The sequence below is a fragment of the Amycolatopsis sp. NPDC049253 genome (assembly GCF_040678995.1).
Classification (GTDB): domain Bacteria; phylum Actinomycetota; class Actinomycetes; order Mycobacteriales; family Pseudonocardiaceae; genus Amycolatopsis.
In genome coordinates, this window is record NZ_JBFAQX010000022.1 from 1 (window position 1) to 20126 (window position 20126).

At 69.6% G+C, this 20126-nt stretch carries 27 protein-coding genes and 1 tRNA gene; 24 read left to right on the plus strand and 4 right to left on the minus strand.

The window, feature by feature from the left end; translation table 11 throughout:
* Positions 1–82: 82 nt before the first annotated feature.
* Both AB0K15_RS34825 and AB0K15_RS34830 read right to left on the minus strand, forming a co-directional pair.
* Positions 83–1132, minus strand: coding sequence for an XRE family transcriptional regulator (locus AB0K15_RS34825; protein WP_364060324.1), 1050 nt, complete (start codon positions 1130–1132; stop codon positions 83–85).
* 118 nt (positions 1133–1250) lie between these two features.
* Positions 1251–1595, minus strand: coding sequence for a winged helix-turn-helix domain-containing protein (locus tag AB0K15_RS34830; RefSeq protein ID WP_364060327.1), 345 nt, complete (start codon positions 1593–1595; stop codon positions 1251–1253).
* 123 nt (positions 1596–1718) lie between these two features.
* Here AB0K15_RS34830 and AB0K15_RS34835 point away from each other — a divergent pair, with 123 nt between their 5' ends.
* The 9 genes from AB0K15_RS34835 to AB0K15_RS34875 all read left to right on the plus strand — a co-directional run bounded on the left by AB0K15_RS34835 (position 1719) and on the right by AB0K15_RS34875 (position 5591).
* Entirely contained in the window at positions 1719–2066 is a 348-nt protein-coding gene (locus AB0K15_RS34835) for a hypothetical protein (RefSeq protein ID WP_364060330.1), read from the plus strand.
* Complete coding sequence (locus tag AB0K15_RS34840; protein WP_364060333.1) at positions 2066–2284, plus strand: hypothetical protein; 219 nt, start codon at positions 2066–2068, stop codon at positions 2282–2284. The genes AB0K15_RS34835 and AB0K15_RS34840 overlap by 1 nt, the downstream gene beginning before the upstream one ends.
* Before the next feature lie 100 nt (positions 2285–2384).
* Positions 2385–3095, plus strand: coding sequence for a hypothetical protein (locus AB0K15_RS34845; protein ID WP_364060336.1), 711 nt, complete (start codon positions 2385–2387; stop codon positions 3093–3095).
* 37 nt (positions 3096–3132) lie between these two features.
* Positions 3133–3555 (plus strand): SsgA family sporulation/cell division regulator, encoded by a 423-nt coding sequence (locus tag AB0K15_RS34850; RefSeq protein ID WP_364060339.1) that lies wholly within the window; start codon positions 3133–3135, stop codon positions 3553–3555.
* Between the two features lie 64 nt (positions 3556–3619).
* Positions 3620–4072, plus strand: coding sequence for an RRQRL motif-containing zinc-binding protein (locus AB0K15_RS34855; RefSeq protein ID WP_364060342.1), 453 nt, complete (start codon positions 3620–3622; stop codon positions 4070–4072).
* Between the two features lie 79 nt (positions 4073–4151).
* Positions 4152–4403: a hypothetical protein gene (locus AB0K15_RS34860; protein ID WP_364060345.1), complete on the plus strand. Its 252-nt coding sequence runs from the start codon at positions 4152–4154 to the stop codon at positions 4401–4403.
* Complete coding sequence (locus tag AB0K15_RS34865; protein WP_364060348.1) at positions 4400–4603, plus strand: hypothetical protein; 204 nt, start codon at positions 4400–4402, stop codon at positions 4601–4603. Before AB0K15_RS34860 ends, AB0K15_RS34865 begins: the two co-directional genes overlap by 4 nt.
* Positions 4604–4615: 12 nt before the next feature.
* A complete protein-coding gene (locus AB0K15_RS34870; RefSeq protein ID WP_364060351.1) occupies positions 4616–4954 on the plus strand; it encodes a hypothetical protein in 339 nt (112 codons plus the stop codon).
* Between the two features lie 136 nt (positions 4955–5090).
* A complete protein-coding gene (locus AB0K15_RS34875; RefSeq protein WP_364060354.1) occupies positions 5091–5591 on the plus strand; it encodes a transglycosylase SLT domain-containing protein in 501 nt (166 codons plus the stop codon).
* Positions 5592–5598: 7 nt separating this feature from the next.
* Here the strand turns inward: AB0K15_RS34875 and AB0K15_RS34880 are convergent, their stop codons facing one another.
* Positions 5599–6054 carry a hypothetical protein gene (locus tag AB0K15_RS34880; RefSeq protein WP_364060357.1) on the minus strand — a complete coding sequence of 152 codons (456 nt, stop codon included), beginning with the start codon at positions 6052–6054 and terminating at the stop codon, positions 5599–5601.
* A gap of 150 nt (positions 6055–6204) precedes the next feature.
* Here AB0K15_RS34880 and AB0K15_RS34885 point away from each other — a divergent pair, with 150 nt between their 5' ends.
* The 14 genes from AB0K15_RS34885 (at position 6205) to AB0K15_RS34950 (ending at position 18727) form a co-directional block, all read left to right on the plus strand.
* Positions 6205–6402 carry a hypothetical protein gene (locus AB0K15_RS34885; protein WP_364060360.1) on the plus strand — a complete coding sequence of 66 codons (198 nt, stop codon included), beginning with the start codon at positions 6205–6207 and terminating at the stop codon, positions 6400–6402.
* A gap of 92 nt (positions 6403–6494) precedes the next feature.
* Positions 6495–6737 carry a hypothetical protein gene (locus AB0K15_RS34890; protein ID WP_364060363.1) on the plus strand — a complete coding sequence of 81 codons (243 nt, stop codon included), beginning with the start codon at positions 6495–6497 and terminating at the stop codon, positions 6735–6737.
* A 77-nt stretch (positions 6738–6814) separates the two neighbouring features.
* Entirely contained in the window at positions 6815–7534 is a 720-nt protein-coding gene (locus AB0K15_RS34895) for a hypothetical protein (RefSeq protein ID WP_364060366.1), read from the plus strand.
* Positions 7535–7627: 93 nt separating this feature from the next.
* Positions 7628–8836, plus strand: coding sequence for a hypothetical protein (locus tag AB0K15_RS34900; RefSeq protein ID WP_364060369.1), 1209 nt, complete (start codon positions 7628–7630; stop codon positions 8834–8836).
* A gap of 16 nt (positions 8837–8852) precedes the next feature.
* A complete protein-coding gene (locus AB0K15_RS34905; protein WP_364060372.1) occupies positions 8853–9179 on the plus strand; it encodes a hypothetical protein in 327 nt (108 codons plus the stop codon).
* A gap of 129 nt (positions 9180–9308) precedes the next feature.
* On the plus strand, positions 9309–11627 hold the full coding sequence (locus AB0K15_RS34910) for an FtsK/SpoIIIE domain-containing protein (protein ID WP_364060375.1): 2319 nt from the start codon (positions 9309–9311) through the stop codon (positions 11625–11627).
* Between the two features lie 300 nt (positions 11628–11927).
* Positions 11928–12314 carry a hypothetical protein gene (locus AB0K15_RS34915; RefSeq protein WP_364060378.1) on the plus strand — a complete coding sequence of 129 codons (387 nt, stop codon included), beginning with the start codon at positions 11928–11930 and terminating at the stop codon, positions 12312–12314.
* A 265-nt stretch (positions 12315–12579) separates the two neighbouring features.
* A complete protein-coding gene (locus AB0K15_RS34920; protein WP_364060381.1) occupies positions 12580–13485 on the plus strand; it encodes a bifunctional DNA primase/polymerase in 906 nt (301 codons plus the stop codon).
* Entirely contained in the window at positions 13485–13775 is a 291-nt protein-coding gene (locus tag AB0K15_RS34925) for a hypothetical protein (RefSeq protein WP_364060384.1), read from the plus strand. The genes AB0K15_RS34920 and AB0K15_RS34925 overlap by 1 nt, the downstream gene beginning before the upstream one ends.
* Complete coding sequence (locus AB0K15_RS34930) at positions 13775–14113, plus strand: hypothetical protein (protein WP_364060387.1); 339 nt, start codon at positions 13775–13777, stop codon at positions 14111–14113. The genes AB0K15_RS34925 and AB0K15_RS34930 overlap by 1 nt, the downstream gene beginning before the upstream one ends.
* A gap of 1 nt (position 14114) precedes the next feature.
* Positions 14115–15038 (plus strand): hypothetical protein, encoded by a 924-nt coding sequence (locus AB0K15_RS34935; protein ID WP_364060389.1) that lies wholly within the window; start codon positions 14115–14117, stop codon positions 15036–15038.
* A gap of 75 nt (positions 15039–15113) precedes the next feature.
* Complete coding sequence (locus AB0K15_RS34940) at positions 15114–16721, plus strand: hypothetical protein (RefSeq protein WP_364060392.1); 1608 nt, start codon at positions 15114–15116, stop codon at positions 16719–16721.
* Positions 16722–17120: 399 nt separating this feature from the next.
* Entirely contained in the window at positions 17121–17321 is a 201-nt protein-coding gene (locus AB0K15_RS34945) for a helix-turn-helix domain-containing protein (RefSeq protein ID WP_364060396.1), read from the plus strand.
* Positions 17318–18727, plus strand: coding sequence for an integrase (locus tag AB0K15_RS34950; protein ID WP_364060399.1), 1410 nt, complete (start codon positions 17318–17320; stop codon positions 18725–18727). The genes AB0K15_RS34945 and AB0K15_RS34950 overlap by 4 nt, the downstream gene beginning before the upstream one ends.
* Before the next feature lie 145 nt (positions 18728–18872).
* Here the strand turns inward: AB0K15_RS34950 and AB0K15_RS34955 are convergent.
* Positions 18873–18946: transfer RNA gene (locus tag AB0K15_RS34955), tRNA-Leu, on the minus strand.
* 171 nt (positions 18947–19117) lie between these two features.
* Here AB0K15_RS34955 and AB0K15_RS34960 point away from each other — a divergent pair.
* Positions 19118–19729 (plus strand): response regulator, encoded by a 612-nt coding sequence (locus AB0K15_RS34960; protein WP_220242049.1) that lies wholly within the window; start codon positions 19118–19120, stop codon positions 19727–19729.
* Positions 19730–20126: the final 397 nt, after the last annotated feature.

The following is a 20126-nucleotide window of genomic DNA, read 5'->3' on the forward strand; positions in this document are numbered from 1 at the left end:
CAACTACCATCGACCACACACCGCCGCCGGAAACCGGCCCCCGGCCACCCGGCTCCACGCAGGCGTCACCAACGTCAAGGCCTCATACAGCTAGCTCGGACTCATTGAAGTATCCGAACCAATCGGCAGGGTCGTTCGCTGGGTCGCGCCGTTCGAATTCGCGAACGGCCGCACTCATGGCACGGTCGCACTCGGCGGCATCGCCAAGCCGCGCCAGAGCGCGAGCTTCCATGGCGTAGAAATGAGCCGCCGCGCTGGCCGACCCTGCGTTCGCTGTGCCCATTCGTGCCGAGCGGGCGAGATTGGCAGCTTCTCGATACCGCCCGAGGAACGTTGCTTGATGGCTCATAGCGTCGAGGATGCTGGCACCGAGAAGTCGATCGCCCGTCGACTCAGCGATGCGCAAGGCCTGGATGAAGTAGCGCTGGGCCATCCCGTGGATGCCGGCGTCGTAAGACATCCACGCACCAAGCAGTGTCGCTTGCGCCCCGGCCTTGAACAGGTCCCGTTGGACAGCTGCATCCCGAGCGGTCCCGCCGAGGAGGCCGGCCAGATCTGTTCGAAGAAACTCGATGAGCGCCCGGCGGGCATGTCCTCCACCGTGCTCGCCGTCGAGTTGGTCGAACATCTCGGTCGTGCTGCGGATGCCGTCAACGTCTGCCTGGTTGACCTTGCGTTTCCCTGTGTCACTGAAAACGTCTTGGCGCGTGCTGACCAGCCAAGACAACGCGGCTTCGTTCCACGCTGCCGCGTTCGCCGGGGCGTTCAGCAGGGCGGACACGCTGTCGAGGTCGCCCTGCCAGAGGCGGGCGACCGTCTTGACGTTGTCAGCCGATTCATTGGGGTAGGTGAGACCCAGGTCGGGACTGACCTTCAGCGCCGCCCCGAAGCCGACTTCGTCCACGGCGATTGACCTGCCAAGACGGCTTCCCAGCGCGCGCACGATCGCCTGGCGGGTGGCGGCATCGCGGGGGACCATGCCATCGAGCCAGCGCCTGACGTAGGTGTGCGTGAACGTCCGGTTGGCGTGTTGGCCGACCGCGCGTGCGAAGACTTTTAGGCCGACTGACCCGTCGTCCTTCAGGAAGCCGGCCTCGCGCATCAGTGCTGCGAGCTGCGCATTGCCGTCCACGTCACCTCCCGACTGTGCCTGAGTGTGCGAGTGTGCCCCCGAGTGTGCCCTGTTAGTGCAGGTCAGCGGCCTGTTTCATAGAGGCATGAACACGAACCGATTCCCGCAAGGGCAGGCGCTACGGCCGGCGCTCGAGTTCCTCGACCCGGCGCTGGAGCTCCTCCTGCGCTGCGCGCAAGTCGGCGAGTTGGCGCTGGACCTCCACCAAGGAGATCGGCGGCGTGTCCTGCGGCAGGGTGGCTGCTACGAACACCCCGATCGTCGGACGCGAGATCAACCAGCCCTCATCTTGCAGGCGGCCGACGGCCTTCTGGAGGGTATTGAGCGATACGCCGTGATCTTTGGCCAGGTCACGGTTGCTCGGAAGCTTCTGTCCGGGTTTCCAATCTCCAACTCGGATTGCTCGACGTACTGACTCTGCGACGCGTTCGTACGGCGCCAGACCTGCCGCTTCGACATCCATTCGATCAGCATACCCAGCCTGACTGAGGCTGACCTAGAACACTCGAATGGGCTAACGACAAGATGACTCACGCTGACTTAGGCTAAGCCATGTCATCACGACGAGGAACGAGGAAAACCACTGATGAGGAACGCACACCCCACCCGCCGCGAGCTGGAGCTTCGGTTTGACGGGCTGGACGAGGACCTGGACCTGACCGAGCTGCTGGCGGGTCACCACGACGCTGCCGCGGTGCTGGTCGAGACCGGCCCGGAGTGCGAGGAACTGGCCGAGGTCGCGGATCTGCTGGCGGAGTTCGACGCAGAGCTGGCGGCCCGTGAGACGGCCGAGGTTCCCGCTGACGCGTTCGCGGACGTGGTGGCGCTGGGGGACTGGGTGGTGGCCGGCGTTGCGGGCCAGGGCAAGACCGCCGGGTTACTGCACGCGGTGATCGACCTGGCGACCATCGAGACGGAAGGCGAGGTGGCGTGATGTACGCGCTGAGCGAGCTGGGGGAGCTGCAGTTCAGCCGCCCCGCGGCAGATGCGCCGAAGGCGACCGTCGCCGCCTGGCACGAGCGCCGCGCGGTGGTCCTGGACCACCTGGCGGCCGAGAACACGGGCAGCGCGTTCGCGGCCGGGGCGGCGGAGTCCGCGCACCGCTACGCAGCACAGCTCATCGAGAACGGCACCACCGCTATCGCGGCCTGACCGGCCCGCACGATTTCCCTTCCTTTTCCCGCATTTCCCGCATTCGCCCCTGGGGACAGCCATGTCTGCTCCCGGCCCGGCCCGCACGAGAGGACCGCACATGTCTGACACGTTGAGCACCGTTGTCGCGGCTCGATTCCGCGACCTGGCCGACACCCTGACCCGCAACGCCGGGTTCCTCAGCACCGCCGGCCTGCCGGAGATCGTGGCCGGGGTCCGGGCGCGGGTTTACGGCGACGTCGCGGCGCAGCTGCGGTTGCTGGCCGAGGCTGAGGCCGTGCCGGCCGAGGGCAACCCGCTGGTGGTTGAGGCGGGCGAGGGCGAGATCGCGGCGGCGGTGGCTCGCCGGTTCGGGTACGTGGCTGGCCTGTTGGGCGCCAACGCCCGGCTCCTGACCCGTCGTACGGCCGAGGCGGGGTTGTCGCGCCGGGCCGCGGTTTACCGCGACGTTGCTTCCCAGATCCGGACGCTCGCCGACGCCGAAATGGAGCGGGCGGTGCTGCGCCCCCGGGCCGCGACCCGGGCGCCGCTGTCCAATACTGCGCCGCTGAGCCCGGTGGTGACGAAGGCGGCGACGCGGGTGCCCCGGGTGCGGCCGGAGTTCCTGGAGTCGCTGGTGGAGGCGATCGCCCGCCGGCGCCGTCAGGGCTGGTCGGTGGCGCGGCTGGCGCTGTGGCTGCGCACCGCGTTGCGGGACCCGCAGACCGAGCAGGTGCACCCGTGTGCGCAGCGCTCGTTCGTCGCCTACGTGACCGACCTGCTGGCGGGGGCGGAGGTGAGCCCGCGCCGGGCTCGCTCGCTGGCCGCCTGACCTGTTCACCGTCCACGGCTCACTGAAGGGAGCCCCCATGTTCACGAGCTTTGTCGAGCTCTACCCGTCCGAGGACTGGGTGGAGATCGAGACGACCGCACGCCTCAACGACATCACCCCGGTACCGGCCCGCCTGCTGTATGAGCAGGGCGACCCGTGGGCCGTGACGCTGGTGCTGGACTGCGGCGCCGGTGGCGAGCGGGAATGGCTGCTGGGCCGGGATCTGCTGACCGAGGGCATGTTGCTGGCCGTCGGCGAGGGCGACGTGCGAGTCACCCCCGAAGACGACCGGGTCTGGATCGAGCTGCGCTCACCGACCGGCCGCGCCGAGCTGGCCTTTTCCCGCGCCTCGCTGGAAAAGGCGCTGGAGGCGACCGAGGACCTGGTGCCGCCGGGTGCCGAGGCCGAGTTCTTCGACTGGGACCGCGAGTGGGACTTGCTCACCGGGGAGATCGCATGACCCCCGTGATCACCCACCGCGTTCCGAAGCGGTGAGCCGCCGGTTCCCGTGGGTGCTGGCATCGGTGCCCTGGTCGAGCCAGACCTGTTTCACCCGCGGGACGTGGCACGGGAAACCGTTGTTCTCCCACAACATCGCCGACCGCAGCGTGCTGGCGACCAAGCGGCAGCTGCGGGCGATGGGGAAGCGACCCGGCGGACAGGATCCCAGTGCGTTCCTGTACTTCCGCTGCCGCAAGGCCGGGAAGCTCGTGTTCGCCGACCTGTACCTGATCGAGAAGGCCAAGCCGGTCCGGCCGATGACGCCGGCGCGGCAAGCGGCGCTGGACAAGGCGATAGCCGCGCGCCGGACCTGCCGCGAGTGCGGCGACACCGGCTGGGCGGAGCTGCCCAAGGCGCACCGCACCTGCGAGGCCTGCCTCTACACCGCCGGACTCGCCCCGGATTCCTACCTGCACGACTACCTGGTCGGCGAACCCACCGTGACCGCCGACGACCAGTTCGCGCTCGCCGCGTAGCGGCAGCGTCCGCACCGGACGGCGCGCCTCGCGCCGCGCCACACCGCCGATATCCGTTGACCTGAAAGGGAAACGTGCCATGAGCTTCATCGACCCTCGGCTGGAGCCGATCGACTCTGCCCTGAACACCGCCTACGACCGTCTCCGCGAGCTCGACAAGAACCGGCCGCCCGAAGACGGGCGGCCGCTCCCGACCGACACCGAGGCCGCCGACGCCTACGGCCGCGCCGCGGCCCTGGCCGAAGCGCTGGCCGCCAACCTGCGCCTGACCGAGGACGCTTTCCGGCCCCGCCCGGGTGCCCTGAATCGTCGCCGGGGCGGTGGGTCATGAGCGTGTTCGACATCGCCGAGCGGCACGGTCCGTGGCGGCTGGCCGCGTTCGCGGTCTCGGTGTTGCTGTTCCTGGCGCTGGGGCTGCTGCGGTCGCCGTTCGTGGCGATCGCCTGGATCCTGCGCGGCTTGCAGGCCGGTCTGGACCGCCGGATCACGACCTGTTTCGCCGGTCCGCTGACCCCGAACCCCGTCACCTGAAAGGAGTTCAGCGTGGGTGAGATCGAACCCCGCAGCGACACCCGGGTCGCGCGGATCCCCGACGGCAGCCGTGCCGAGCGGGCGATCGGCGCCCTGGGCTGGTGGCTGCCCGAAACCTGCGTGGCCGGCCTGTTGGCCGGGCTGGCCGCATGGGCGGGGGTGCCGTTCCTGATCTACGTGATCGGCGCCGCGCTGGTGGCGCGGATCGCGTGGGAGTGGCCGCCCACACGGCGCACCGCCCGCGCCGTCACGGCCCTGACCGGGCGGATCACCGCCCCGGCCCGGCGCCGCACCGACGACCCGGCCCCACACATGGATGCGGCCGGGCAGCACGACGAGGTCGCCTCATGAGGGCGCACCGCCTGCCCACCCGAGGGGAGGAGGTGAGCGCCCACGCCCGATAGCCCTGGCCAGGCGCGCCGCTTCCGGCAAGAACCTGCGCGCCTGACCGGGTCTTCCAGTCCCTGCCTGAGGAACGGAGTGTCCATTGTCCCTGCTCAGCAAAACCTGCACGGCCGTGGTGCTGTTCGCAGCTGCCTCGATCGCCGTGGGCTACCTGAAAGGCGCAGACGCGCAGGCCAGCGGCCCGGGGATCGCGGACATCCCGGCCGACTACCTGGCCCAGTACCGCGACGCGGGCGACACCTGCCCGCACCTGGACTGGGCCTTGCTGGCCGGTATCGGCAAGGTCGAAACCAACCACGGCCGCCTGCGCGCGGCCGGGGTGAGATCCGGGGCGAACTCGGCGGGCGCGAAGGGGCCGATGCAGTTCCTGACACCCACGTTCAACGCCGTGCGCGCCCGGCACCCGGGGATCGGGTCGGACATCTACGACCCGGCCGACGCGATCCCCGCGGCGGCGCACTACCTGTGTGATTCCGGCCTGGCGGCCGGGAACGAGTGGCAGGCGATCTACGCCTACAACCACGCCGGCTGGTACGTCGCGAAAGTCCAGGACCAGGCCGCCGCCTACCGACGCAGTGCCTGAGCTGCAATCACCACCGCACAAGCCTGCTCGTCATCGTCAGCTCCGGAAGAACGAACCCGATCCACGTGACTTGATCGGGCTGGTGCCCATCCACCCACACCTGCAGATCGTGTTGACCTTCGGGAATGGCCAGCCGGGTCAAGGCACCGCTGTCCTCATTACCGACCTCCACTCCATGGCGACCGACGGAAAGGACACTCCGAAACACCTCGTGCCCACCAGCTGGAGCCTCTCGGCCCCACACCTCCACCACCACCGTCCGCGCCCCTCGCCTCCTGATGCGACCACCGGCCGCAACCGCGAACCCGGGGTACGGCGGACGATCCGGGTCCGCCAGCGACGGCGCCCTGAACGCGACCCACTCGTCATCGCTGTCCCATACGGGGTAGTCCTGCCAAGTCGCGTCGAGCATCGCGACCTGACCATCCGCAGGCGAGACCTCGATAGCTAACAAACGCGGCACCACCACACCTTATCGACCTGCGGACCGGAATCGCAGCACCGCAGGCTCGGCCGCATCACCACCGCAACAACAAGACAGCGCGGCACCGCCGCGCCATCTCGTCACGCCCAACCCATCCCTTTTTTGCCGACACCACAGGAGAAAACCACCATGAAGAAGATCATCGCTCTCGCCGTGTTCGCCGTGTCCGCGTGGCTGGCCTGGGGCGCGGGCAGCCTCCACCAGAAGGACCCGATCCACCACGGCGCCACCCCGATGCTGATCCTCGGCGCGATCGCGTTGGTCAGCCTGGTCGTGCTGTTCTTCGGCAAGGCCGCCACCTCGGCGAAGTCCAAGGCCCGCAGCTGAACCCCCGCACCGCCCGCCCGGGCCGCGCACCCCAGCGCGGCCCGGGCCGCGGTGCACCTCCGTTGCCGCGCGACCGAAAGGGCTTGCCGCCTATGCGCTTTGTCCTGGGCCTGATCACGTTCGTCGTGCTCTGGGCCGCGTTCCTGTTCGTCCTCGGCTGGCGAGTCAGCACCCCGCACGTGGTGCCGCCACCCGCGACCGTCACCTGCCCACCGCCGGTCACCACCGTGCCCGGCCCGCCCCCGTTGACGACCACGACCACGGTCACCGCGACCCGTGCGGTGTGGCTGCGGCGCGGCGACCCGTGCCCCGGCGTCGTGGTGCCCACCCCCTGACCCCCGCCGCCGGCCCGGCCCGCCAGATCCGGTGGGCCGGGCCGGTGCCCACCACCCCCGACCGGAAGGACACCACCATGTTCGGATTCGGCAAGAAGAAGACCAAGCCCGCCAAGAAGTCCACCGCGCGCAAGGCCGCGCCGAAACGCACCACCGCGCGGAAGGCCACCGGCTCGACGAGAAAGGCCGCCCCGGTGCGCAAGACGCGGGCGATGTGCGTGGTGTGCGGAGAACGGAAGCAGACCAACACCACGCTGCGGATCTGTGGCCGCAAGCGTTGCGCCGCCGACCTGCGGCAGCGGTCCCAGCACAAGTCCGTACCGGCCAAGCCTGCCGCGCCGCGGCGTGCCCCGGCGACCCGCCGCCCGAAGGCACCGCGGACCCGACCCACACCAGCCGCTCAGGCACGACCGCAGACCACACCCGCCACCGCCCCGTCGATGACCGGCAGCGAGCTGCCCGGCTGGTGGAAGCAGGCCCAATCCAGCGCCCAGCAAGCCCAGATCAAGGACTGGAACCACCACCACCGCCAGCACCGCGACGAGATCGTCCACAACGCCGCCGCGCTCAACCAGGCCGCGGCCCTGCTGTCCGGGCCCGACCGCGCAGCACTCAACGACATCGCCCGCACCGCGGCGGCCATCACCGACGACCGCATCAGCCGCGCCGCGGAAGCCGACACCCGCGCCAAGCGATCGAGCAGCACCGCCGCCCAGCTCATCGCCCTCGGCGACCGGCTCTACGCGCTCACCGCCAAGTACGAGCGAGCCGGAGTCATCCGCGTCAACCGTCCCTAGACATTCCGCGCACCACGAGACGAGTCAGTGACCACTGTGGACATTCCGGCCCTGGCCGCTGGGTGTTCCTCGGCGACGAAAGAGAGGTTGACCATGAGTTGGCAGGAAGAGCAGCGGGCGAACCGTGCGGCCAAGGCCGAACAAGCTCGCCTGGATCAGGCCGCCCGCACTGGCGACCAGATCGCCCTGATGCGCGCGTCCGGCGAGCAAGCCCGCGCCGACCGCGAAGCCGCGGCCAAGCTGGAGGCTGAGCAGGCCGACAAGCGCCGCGAAGACCGGGCCCGGCGCAAGGAGACCCTGCGGGCGTTCGCGGGCGCGGTGTGGGCGTTCACGACCGCGCACGTGGTCGACGGGTTGATCTACGCGATCGCGGCGGTGTCGTTCGCGATGGCCGCCCCGTCCATGAGCGACTACGGCGCCGCCGTGTACGCCTCGCCGCGGGGTGGGTTGCTGCCCCTGATCACCGAGCTGGGCATGTGGGCGTTCGCGGTCGCGGTGCTGGTCTCGCGGCGGAAGAAGCCGGACCGCTCGGTGTGGGGCCTGCAAGCGGGGGTGTGGGTGTTCGGGGCGGTCGCGTTCAGCTCGAACGCCCTGCACGGCCTCGACCGCGGCTGGGGCCCGGCGTCGATCATGGGCGTGGTGTCGGTGGCCGGCGTGGTCGCCCACCAGCTGGCGATCGCCACCCCGCCGCGCTCGCGGACCGAGCGCCGCACCGACCGGATCGAGCGGCTGGCGGCAGGGAAGGCCGCCGCCGCGGCGCGGGCCGCGGTCCGCGCCGCCGCCGCACAGATCGACGCCGACGGCCACGCCCGCCTGACCTACGCGGCCGGGACCTACCGGCTGAACTGGCGGCGCCGGCTGGTGCCGACCGTGCCCGACCTCGACGTGCCGGGTCCGCCCGACGCGCTCGACGCCGAGATCGCCGCACTGCTGGCGAACCCGGCCGGGATCGACTCAAACCCGGGACGCGAACTCGGGTCGGGCGGCGGTGTCGCCACCGCCCCGGACGCGTCGCCGGACCGTCGGCCGGACCCGGCCAGCGGCGGCAGTGCGGCCGAGTCGGACCCGTCGGCACCCCGCCGGACCGCCCGCAACACCCAGCGGGCTACCCGGTCCCGCCCGGCCAAGACGGGCCGGGACGCCCGCTGGGAGCGGCTGCGGGCGCGGCTTTCCGAGGCGGTGGTGGCCGGGGACATCGACCCCGACACCGCCTCGATCTACGCCATCGCCAAGACGCTGCGGTGCGGGAAACCAGCCGCGAAGCGGCTGCGCGCGGAACTCGACAACCCCACCCACGACTGACCCGGAAGGACCGGCCATGACCATCGATCAGCCCACCTACCCCCTGAGCGTCCCGCCCGGCGAGCGCCGCGAGATCCCGACCAGCCTGGTGATCACGGTCGCCACGGCGATCATGCGCGCGGGATTCCCGGAGTTCGGCTCCGCCGCGGACTTCACCCGGCTGCTGGGCGCTCTGGAGAAGTTCGCCTACGACGACACCACCGACTCCGAGACGCAGGCCACCGCCGCGCCGGGCGCAAGCGTCACCCGCACGCCCGGCGGCGGCATCTCGGTGAGCATGCGTGCCTCCGTCATCGAACGCGGCGCGTCAGTGACCGGCCTGCGCATCGACGGCCCGCTGTAGCAGCCCGACGCACCACCCCGGTCCAGTCCGGCCCGGCCCGCACAGACGGGGGTCTGTGCGGGCCGGAACCGGTCCGCACCGGGTCCAGACAGCACGGCCCGACGCGGGTTCGAGAAGGGAACAACCGACATGGCGCAGGACGACACGACACCCCCCGGGACCGGGGACAACAGCACCACCGGACCGGATCTGAGCGGTCCGGACCAGACCGGTTCGGGCCGGGCCACGGTGGTCCAGTTCCGCCGTCGCGAACCGGCCGACACGATCGAGGGGCAGGTGATCGAGACCGGCACCGACGTGACCGTCAGCGAGGCCCGGGCGACGTGGGGCACACGGGTGCTGCACGGCACCGGCCGGGTGCTGTCCGGACCGTCAGACGAGACCCGCGCCCGGCTGGCGGAGCGCACCATCGACCTGTCCTACTCCACCGGGGCCGGCCTGCGGACCGGTGCGCGGACCCTGCGCCGGGGCGGCCGGTTCGCCAACCGGCACTGCCGGATCATCGGCAAGGGCATCGAGGCCGCCCGGCAGCGCCGCCGCGCGGACCGCGAGTACACCGACCTCAAGACCGCGCGGGCACAGGCCAACGAGAAGGGCGACACCGCTGCGGTGGAGGCCCTGACCCGGCTGCACCACGAAGGCCGTCACGTCGGGGTGGAGACGGCGCAGAAGAAGGCCGAACTGGTCTGGTCGCTCACCTGGCGCGGCGCCGCCGCGCTCGGCGTGCTGTTCGTGGTGTCGGTGCTGGTCGGGTTGATCAACGGGTTCGGCCACTGGCTGGGGGTGTTCAACGCCAACGACGTCCTCGCCGTCTGGCGCGACGCCCTGACCGTCGTCTACACCATCGGGGTCATCGTGGTGACCTGGTGGTGGGCGTCTCCCACCGCGTGGGTGCTGCTGAAGCTCTCGCGCTGGTGGCGGGACGGAAACCGGCTCGGGGACCAGGTTCTGCCGGTGCACCTGCGCAAACAGGCCACCCAGAGTCGGCAGGGAGAGCTGACCGAGTCCGCAATGGTGCAGGCGCTGGCCAACATCGGCAACGCCAAGCTGAACGCGGTGATCAAGGACGGCTGGCCCTACCGCGACACCGACAACGCCTGGGTGCAGTTCCCGATGATCGACGGGAAGAAGGGCTGGTCGGCGAAGATCCGGCTGCCGCTCGGGGCGCCGGTGATCAAGATCAAGGAGAAGGCCCCGACCCTGGCGCACAACCTCGGTTGTCGTCCGGTGGAGCTGTTCATGCAAGCCGACAGCGAGGACCCGCAGGTCCTGGACCTGTTCCGGCTCAACCGCGGCGTGCTCCGGGAACCGGTCGACCCGTACCCGCTGCTGCACGAGGGCGCCACCGACTACTGGAAGGGCTTCCCTGCCGGGGTCAACCTGCGCGGGGAGGAGGTCATCGCGACCATCGCCGAGCGCAACTTCGCGATGGCCGGGGCGCCCGGCTCGGGCAAGTCGACGCTGATGCGGACGCTGGCCGCCGGCGCGGTGCTCGATCCGCTGGTGGACGTGGACGTGTTCGTCTTCGCCGACAACAACGACTACGAGGCGCTCAAGCCGGTGTTGAACACCTACGCCGCGGGCAAGGAGGACTCCAACGTCGATGCCGCACTGGACCACCTGGAGGACCTCTACGACCAGCTGACCGAACGCGGCCGGCTGCTGCAAAAGCACAACGTGAACAGCGTGCTGGAGGCCGGGCGGGCGATCGTCGCCGCGGAACCGGGACTTCGGCCGCGGATCGTGGTGCTGGAGGAATGCCAGCGGCTGTTCCGCCAGGACAAGCCCGAGGACCGCAAGAAGGTCGTCAACCTGGTGGTCAACCTGTTCATGGCCGCCCGAAAATACGCCATTCACCTGGCGTTTCTCACCCCCAGCCCGTCGGATCAGTCGCTGCCGCGGGACCTGCTCGCGGTCACCACGAACAAGGCGTGCGGCGCGATCGGCGACAAGGGCCGCAACAACGTCGTGCTCGGGGAGAAGGCGCACGAGAACGGCATCTCCGCACTCAGTCTCAAACCCAAGACCGACACCGCGCTGAATGACTGCGGCACGTTGATCACGATCGGGTTCATGGACGAGCCCGGCGCGCTGCGCTCGTATCACATCGGGTCGGGGGAGATGGCGCAGATCGCGGCACGGGCCGCCGAAGCCCGCGGCGTCGGCCGCGGTGCCGAGGTGGTGGTGGCCCGCGACGAGCTGGCCGACATGCTCACCGTGCTGGCCGAGATCACCCCGCGCGAGGGCGAGCAGCACCCGCGCGCGGCAGCCGTCGCCGCGGCCCTGGCAGCCCGCTGGAACCACTACAGCGGGTGGCAGATCAAGCAGGTCACCGATCTGCTCAAAGACGAGGGCTACAAGGTCCCCACTACGGACCGTATTTTTCCGGTCGACCCGGCGCGGGTTGCTGAGGCGCTGGCCGCCCGGGACTCCGCCGACGAGGAATGAGCCCCGGCCCGGCCCGCTCACACCCCGAAACCGGGGGTGTGAGCGGGTCCGACGGTGGCGACTCATCCGGCTCATTCGACGCATTCCAGCGCATTTCCGCAGATCACACCGCCGACCAGGCAACTCATCGGCCGAATGAGCCAGCTCATTCGCTTTCGCAAAACTCATCCGCCGACTCATCCCCGGCTCATTCGCCGCGCGCCCCACCCGTTGGGGACGCCCCCCTTCTGCAGCGCACCCGATCACTACTGAAAGTAGCGGACTGGGTGGGCCTCGTTCTGCCCCGAGGAGAAACTCTCTGTGACCGTCGCCCGCACCGCTGCTGCCCTCGACCTGACCGCCACCGACCTGACCGTGTGCACCGGGTTGGAGGGGCCGCACGCGTTTTACGACGAGCTCGCCGACGTCTGGCATGCCGTCGGGGTCGCCGACCCGGCCGCCGCGCTCGCGCTGATCCAGGCCGCCGCCGAGGACGAGGGAGGCCCGTACCCGACGAGCGCGGACCTGCCCGGGTTCCGGCTGCGCTGGTTCGCCTACGCCCACCCCGCCACCGAAGACGAGCCGCTGGTGAGCGTCGTCGACCCGGCGGCGCCGGGGGCGTTCCCGGACCAGATCTGGCGCCCGCACGCCGACGCCCCGCCCGTCGGCCGCGCGATCGCCGACACCCGCGGCGGCTTCCAGCACTGACCCGCCCCACCCCGCAAGCGCCGCCGGGCCGGCGGCCGGGAAACGCCCCGTCGGCCCGGCGACACCCACAGGAGGAGATCCCCGCATGACGACCCGCATCACCCTGCCCGCCGCCTTCCACTCCGGTCCCGGCCGCGCGCCGCGCCAGCGCTGGGGCTGCCGTAGCTGCGGTGCCCGCAATCGGATGCGGCAGCGCTGCTGCCACACCTGCCGCCAGATCCGCCCCCGCCACTGACCCCGCCCTCGGACCGAGAAGGAGAAACCGTTGGACCACACCGACAAGACCGCGCGTGATCCTCATCTGGCGTGGGCGCTGTACCTGGCGCGGCGCGGCTGGCCGGTGTTCCCGCTGCACCCGGGCACGAAGAACCAGCCCGCGGTCAAGGACTGGGAACACCGCGCCACCACCGACCCGGCACGGCTGCACCGATGCTGGCAGGGCAGGAAGTGGAACGTCGCCGTCGCGACCGGCCCGGCCAGGCTCGTCGTCGTCGACTGCGACGTGCCCAAACCCGGACAGGACGGGCCCGCCGGGGCCGACGCGCTCGCCGAGGTCGCCGCCACACGTGGCGGACCGCTCCCGGCCACGTGGACGGTAACCACCCCCTCGGGCGGGACGCACCGCTACTACCTCGCCCCGCCTGGGGTCCGGCTGCGCAACTCAGCCGGCCGGATCGCTCCGCGCGTCGACATCCGAGCCGGTGGCGGCTACGTCGCAGCCCCCGGCTCCGCGACCGAGCAGGGGGTCTACCGGGTCACCGACGAGACCGACCCGGTTGAGCTGCCCGCCTGGGTGGTGCAGGTGTGCACCGAACGAGCCGGCGTCACCGCCGCGCGCACCACCCGGCCCGCGACACCGAGGGCACGGCCGGGCGAGGCGACGTCGGCGTACGTGGCCGCCGTGGTCGCGGCCGAGACCGCCGCCATCCGCGCCGCCGCCCCCGGCACCCGCAACGACACCCTGTCCCGCTCCGCCTACGCCCTCGGCCAACTCGTCGGCGCCCACGCCCTGCCCGAACCCGACGCGCTCGCCGCACTCGAAGACGCCTGGGCCACCTGGGGCGACGACGCCTCGGCCGCCAAAGACCTCGGCCCGCGCGGCGTGATCGCCACCGCGCTCGCCGCGGGAAAAGCCAACCCCCGCCGCAATTTGGGAAGGACCGCCGCCTGATGGCCCTCATCGTTCACCGCTGCCACTGCGGACACATCGACCTGTTCCACCACGGCCGCACCGACGAGCTCACCGCCGAGGCCTGTACCGGCTGCACCGGCGGGACACACGAGTTCGGGCCGCCCGAGGTGATCCCGTCCTGGCGCAGCGATGCCGCCGACGCCACCGCGGGCGCGGTTCCTGACCCTGACCCGGTCGAACCCGGCATCGCCGGCGCCGGTCTGCCGACTTTGTGCGGCTGCCCGGACTGCCGCGCTCTCTACAACCAGACCCTCAAGGAGATCCGCTGATGTCCCATCCTGATCGACCGCTCGTGGTGTGCCTGTGCGGCTCGACCCGCTTCATGGATGCCATCGCCCGCGTCGCACAGGCCGAAACCCTGGCCGGGCGGATCGTGGTGCGCCCCGAGGTCGTCTCCTCCACCCGGCCGCCCGAGGGGGTGGTGCTCGACGCAGAGGCGAAGACGGCGCTGGACCGGTTGCACCGGGCCAAGATCCGCCTCGCCGACGAAGTCGTGTTCGTCGCGCCCGGCGGCTACATGGGGCCCTCGACCCGGGCTGAACTCGCCTACGCCCTCGAACTCGGCAAGCCGATCCGGCTGGTGCCCGGGAGCAAGGAAGACCGCTGATGTGGTGGCACAGGAGAGAACCATGGTCAGCACATCCGCACTTCAACGGCAGACGAACGAGTTCGGCGCCCTCGACTTCCTCACCGGAACGCATGAGCCGAGCCATCTAGAGAAGGCGGGTGTCCGGCTGTTCGTGTCGGACACCCGCCTCCGGCGCCGCAAAACGTTGCCGCGGGCGATCGCGCCATTCGGCCTGGACTCGGGTGGGTTCAGCCAGCTGCAGAAGGAGGGCAGTTGGGATTCGGTGCCACCTCGGGAGTACGTGGCCCGGGTGCGCCGCTACCGGGACGAGATTGGGCAACTGCTGTGGGCGGCACCGCAGGACTGGATGTGTGAAGAGGCGATCATCCAGGGCGGATGGTGGGGTGGGCAGTGGTTCCACGGCACCAAGAAGTCGGTGCCGGAGCACCAATACCTGAGCGTGATCAACGCGGTCGAGTTGCGGATGCTCGCGCCGGAACTGCCGTGGCGGGTCGTGCTGCAGGGCCGAACCCCAGACGACTACCGCCGTCACGCCGACCTCTACGACCAGCTGGCCGGCATCGACGTCACCGCCGAACCGCTGGTGTGCGTCGGCAGTGTGTGCCGGCTGCAGGACACCACGCTCGCGGGAGAGATCCTGCGAGCCGTGCGGCGCCACGGTGTCCAGCGCATCCACGGGTTCGGGTTCAAAACGCTCGGTCTGCTCAAGCATCACGCCTACATCGACTCGGCTGACTCGCTGGCCTGGTCCGACGATGCCCGCCGCCGTGGCAGGCCAACCGAGGACTGCCCGCGGCCGTGGGTGAAGAACTGCGCCAACCACCTGCACTACCTGCTCACGTGGCGCGCGGCGCTCGCGCAAAAGCTTCGCCTCCACCGCAGCCGCGCTGAGCAATTGACGCTCTGGAGCCACACAGGAGACGGCGCCTTACCAGCTGCCTGACGCCGCACCGCTCGGCCCGCCTCGCCGTGTGCGGCAGCACCACCGACGCACCACCTGCTCGATTGGAGAACCGTCATGCCCAGCACGCCTGACAGCTCGCCCTCACCGAAGCACCTGTGGTCGGTGGGGGCGGGCGGTCGCCCGCGGCTGCGCACCGGCGCCGCCCCCGAAACCATCCGGGTGCTCACCGCCGCGCTGGACGCCCGCATCATCCCCGACACCTACGTCAGCGACGGCGCACCCGTCGTCGTGGAAGAGGTCTCGGGGGCGGCGGACCCGACCGCGGGCGACGACGACGTGGTGCTGCCGCTGTCGTCCTCGACGCTCAAACCGGCACTGCTGGCCGGGCTGCTGGCCCAACACACCGACGTGGTCCAGTCCAAAGTGAACGAGAAGGGAGAAACCTACGACGTGGAGATCTCACCCCCGGCCGCGGTGCTCGCCGCGGTGCTCGCCCGCCAGTCCTGGCCGGGGCTGCCGGTGCTGCGCCGCATCATCTCGACCCCGGTGCTGCGCCCGGACGGCACCCTGCTGCAAACCCCCGGCTACGACCCGGCCACCGGCTTTTACCTCACCGCCAACACCCACCTCGACCCCATCCCCGACCGGCCCAGCCCGGAGCAGGTGGCCGAGTCTCGCACGTTCCTGCTGGATCGGTTCCTGCGGGACTTCCCGTGGCGGTCACCGGCGGACCAGGCGAACTACCTGGCGCTGCTGGTGACCCCGCTGATCCGGCCGTTCACCCGCGCGCTCTCGCCGTTCGGGATGATCGAGGCCTCCATGCCCGGCTCCGGCAAGACCATCCTGGCCGGCTGCGTCGGTTTGCTGGTCGGGCAGCGGGTGCTGACCTGGACGGACTCGGAGGAGGAGCTGCGCAAGGCCATCACCACCGTGCTGGCCGACTCGGTCGGGGTCGTGGTGTTCGACAACCTCCCCGAGGGTGAAGTGGTCAGCTCCGCCGTGCTCGCGCGGCTGGTCACTGAACGGACCTGGACGGACCGCAAGCTCGGCACCAACTCGGCCGCGAACATCCCCAACGACCGGCTGTGGCTCGCCACCGGGAACAACCTGCGCACCGGCGGGGACATGGCCTCGCGCTCGGTGTGGGTGCGGCTCGACCCGAACTGCCCCCGCCCCGAGGCCCGCACCGGGTTCACCATCCCGAACCTCGACACGTGGATCCTCGACCCCCGTAACCGGGCCACCGTGCTACGCCACGTGCTGACCCTCGTCCTGGACTGGACCGCGAAAGGAGCACCCACCGCCAGCGACGTCCCGCAGATGCGCCAGTTCACCCGCTGGGCCCAATACCTCGGCGGATTCCTCCAGCACCACGGAATCCAGAACTTCCTCAGCAACGCCGACGTCGGCCGGGGCCTGGATGACGACCACGCCGAGTGGTACGCGTTCCTGTCCACCTGGCACCACCTCCACGACGAGGAACCCATGACCGCGCTGCAGCTGCGCGAAGGGGCCGAACCCGAATACGGCGCACCCGACCTGTGGAAGGGAACGTTCCCAACCACCTCCACCGGCAAGCAGCCCCTGTCGCCGAAGGCGCTGGGCAAGAGGCTGGCAGGGCAAGTGGACCGGTGGCGAGGCGACCTGGTGTTACGCAGCGAAGTCGACCAGCACACCAAGATCAAGGTCTACCGCGTCGAGCGTCAGGCCGATTCGAGCTGACCCCCCAAACAAACCCCGCAAACCCCGCAAACCCCGCAGCCAGTCACCGAAACAAGGGCTGAACTGGGAAAACAGCACGAAGAGGGTTGCGGGGTTTGCTCACCCCGCCGAGACCACCAAACCCCGCAAACCCCGCAAGTTGCGGGGTTTGCGGGGTTTGCACCTCGGCTCTACCACTCCAAACCCCGCAGACAGATCCCCAGCTCACGATACATTTTGCGGGGTTTGCGGGGTTGCGGGGTTTGGTTTCGCCCTCCCACACTCACCAGCCCCCACCTCCTGCCAGCACACACACCCGCCCAACACTGTCAGTAACCGACAAGGCCCCGCCGGACGCACGGCGGGGCCTACCTCGTTCTGCCCAGATCGCTGCCCACACCGCACCGAAGGGTCACCACCATGGCCACCGCAAACGGCAAGTTGCTCACCGTCCCCGAGGTCCTTGCCGAACTTGGTGGGGAAGTCGCTCGCTCCACCTTCTACGAATGGCGCGCGAAGAACCAGGCGCCGAAGTGCATCAAGCTCCCGAACGGCGAAATCCGGGTTCGCCGTTCGGAATTCGATCGATGGCTCGAAAGCCGCACCGAGGAGGCCGCGTGAATGAAACCAGCTATGACGTCACGATCTGGAACATCGAGACGCGACAAGGGAAGACGAAGAAGTCGTACCGGTTGACGTGGTTCGTGGCGAAGAAGAGGTTCGACGAACCAGCCAAAACCTACGCGCTGATGGAGAGCTTCCGGTCTGATCTTGTTGCGGCGGCCCGTCGGGGTGAGGCATTTGACCGGACGGAAGGGCTCCCGGTCTCCATGCTGCGCAGCAAGGCAGACCTGTCGTTCTTCGACTTCGCGTGCAAGTACGTCGACATGAAGTGGCCGCGAGCGGCGGCGAAGTCTCGTGCGGGCAATGCGGACACCTTGGCGTCCGCATTGCCCGCGATGCTCGCCACCACTCGCGGCAAGCCCGATGACGCGGTTCTTCGGCGCGCTCTGACCGGTTGGGCATTCAACATGAAGCGCCGGGCGAGCGCGAAGCCCCCTGAGATCGAGCAGGCGCTGCGATGGGTGCAGGCGAACACCTTGCCCACGTCGAGGCTGAACGACCCGGCCAAGTTGCGCGAGGTCCTGGACGAAATCTCGCAGAAGCTCGATGGAAGGCAAGCCGCTGCCAAGACGGTCGGCAGGAAACGTGCTGTGGTCAACAACGCGCTCGAATACGGGGTGGAGTTGAAGATCTTGGATGCCAACCGGCTGTCTGAAGTGAAGTGGAAGGCGCCGAAAACGATGCGAGCCATCGACAAGCGCGTGGTCATCAACCCCACTCAGGCCGGCAGCCTGCTGGCGGCCGTCGAAGCGCAGAAAGTGGACGGTGTGCCGCGCCGTTCCTCGGGCCCGATGCTGAAGGCGTTCTTCGCCGTCATGTACTACGCCGCGCTGAGGCCCGAGGAAGCAGCGACGTTGTGCAAGTCCGATTTGCAGCTCCCCGAACGCGGATGGGGGGAGCTGTTGCTCTCGACCCCCGCGCCGATCGCTGGAGCTGCCTGGACAGACTCGGGGGAGCGGCGTGACCGCCGGCGCCAGCTCAAGCAACGAGCCGAAGGAGAAGTTCGGCCGGTGCCGTCGCCGCCGCCGCTGACGGCGATCCTGCACGATCACCTGAAGACCGTCGGCACGGCTTCTGACGGCCGGCTCTTCCGCAACCTCACCGGCGGCGACGTCGCGGAGTCGACGGTCTCGCGGGTTTGGGACAACGCGAGGAGAGCCGCGCTGTCGGAAGCCGAGTACGCCTCGCCGTTGGCGCGTCGGCCGTACGACCTGCGGCACGCGTGCGTGTCAACCTGGCTCGCTGCGGGCGTGCCGTCGACCCAATGCGCAGAGTGGGCGGGGCACTCGGTGGCGGTTCTTCACCAGACCTACGCCGCGGTGATCGCCGGCCTGGAGTCGGAGGCGCACCAGCGGATCGAGCGAGCGCTCGACTGGAACGAAGACACTGGTACATCCGAGTGAACGCAGGCGTTCGAAATTTTGGGGGCGTATTGGGGGTGGATGCCCGTGGACGGCCCGATATGGCCCGGCACAGCCGGACACAACGAAGTCGGCCCCGCACCAGTTTTCGCTGGTCGCGGGGCCGGTCTGTGCTGGTCGGAGTGCGTGCCCCCGGTGAGATTCGAACTCACACTGGACGGGTTTTGAATCCGTTGCCTCTGCCAGTTGGGCTACGGGGGCGAGCGCGGGGAACTTTACGCGATCACCGGTGACGCGCGTGTGGCGGGGCAGGGTGTCGCGGTCGCCACTTCGTGGTGAACGCCATCTTGGGAACTGGATCGTTCCCGGTAGGCTGACCTTTCGCGGGTCACCGCGAGTCAACCGTCCCGCCGAGCCTTCAGGAGGACCCCGGTGACCGAACAGGCTACCGAGGCCAACGGTGCCGCCACCGTGCCGCAGCGTCGGGTGCTCGTCGCCGAGGACGAGGCGCTCATCAGGCTCGACTTGGTCGAGATGCTGCGTGAGGAGGGCTACGAGGTGGTCGGCGAGGCCGGCGATGGTGAAGAAGCCATCAACCTGGCCACCGACCTCAAGCCCGACCTCGTCATCCTCGACGTCAAGATGCCGAAGCTCGACGGCATCGAGGCGGCTGCCAAGATCACGAGCGACCGCATCGCGCCCGTCGTGATCCTCACCGCGTTCAGCCAGCGCGACCTCGTCGAGCGGGCCCGCGACGCGGGCACGATGGCGTACCTGGTCAAGCCGTTCGCGAAGCGCGACCTCGTGCCGGCCATCGAGCTGGCCGTGAGCCGTTTCTCCGAGCTGCAGGCGCTGGAGGCGGAAGTCGCGGGCCTCACCGACCGGCTCGAGACCCGCAAGGTCATCGACCGGGCGAAGGGCCTGCTGATGAGCCGTCAGGGCCTCACCGAGCCGGATGCCTTCCGGTGGATACAGCGCACCGCGATGGATCGCCGCACGACGATGAAGGCGGTGGCCGAGGCCGTGGTGGAGAGCATCGGCTAGGCCTCACCCATCCGAGTGACAGAACGGGCGCGACCAGGGGGTCGCGCCCGTTCTGGTGCGGTTTCGGTCGCTCTGGGCGGTTCAGGAGGGCAAGTTTGCTACCTTCGAGGCTGATCATGGCTCGTTGCTTCTTCACCTGCTGAGCGGAGTCCCTAGACTGCCACCATCGATCTGGCCACACATCAAGTGCCCCGATTGAGGCGCCATCCGAGTACTCAGTGTTTTCACCCGGTTGTCAGATTGCGACAATCGGGTGGAGAACGTCTATTACTGCCGGTGACGACCGTCACGATGTGGATACAAGACGGTGGGTAACTCTGTGCAACACCTCACGGGGCGGCTACTTTCAGCGGCCAGTCAGTTCCCACATGGGACGAGCCGTTCACTTCGAACGGTT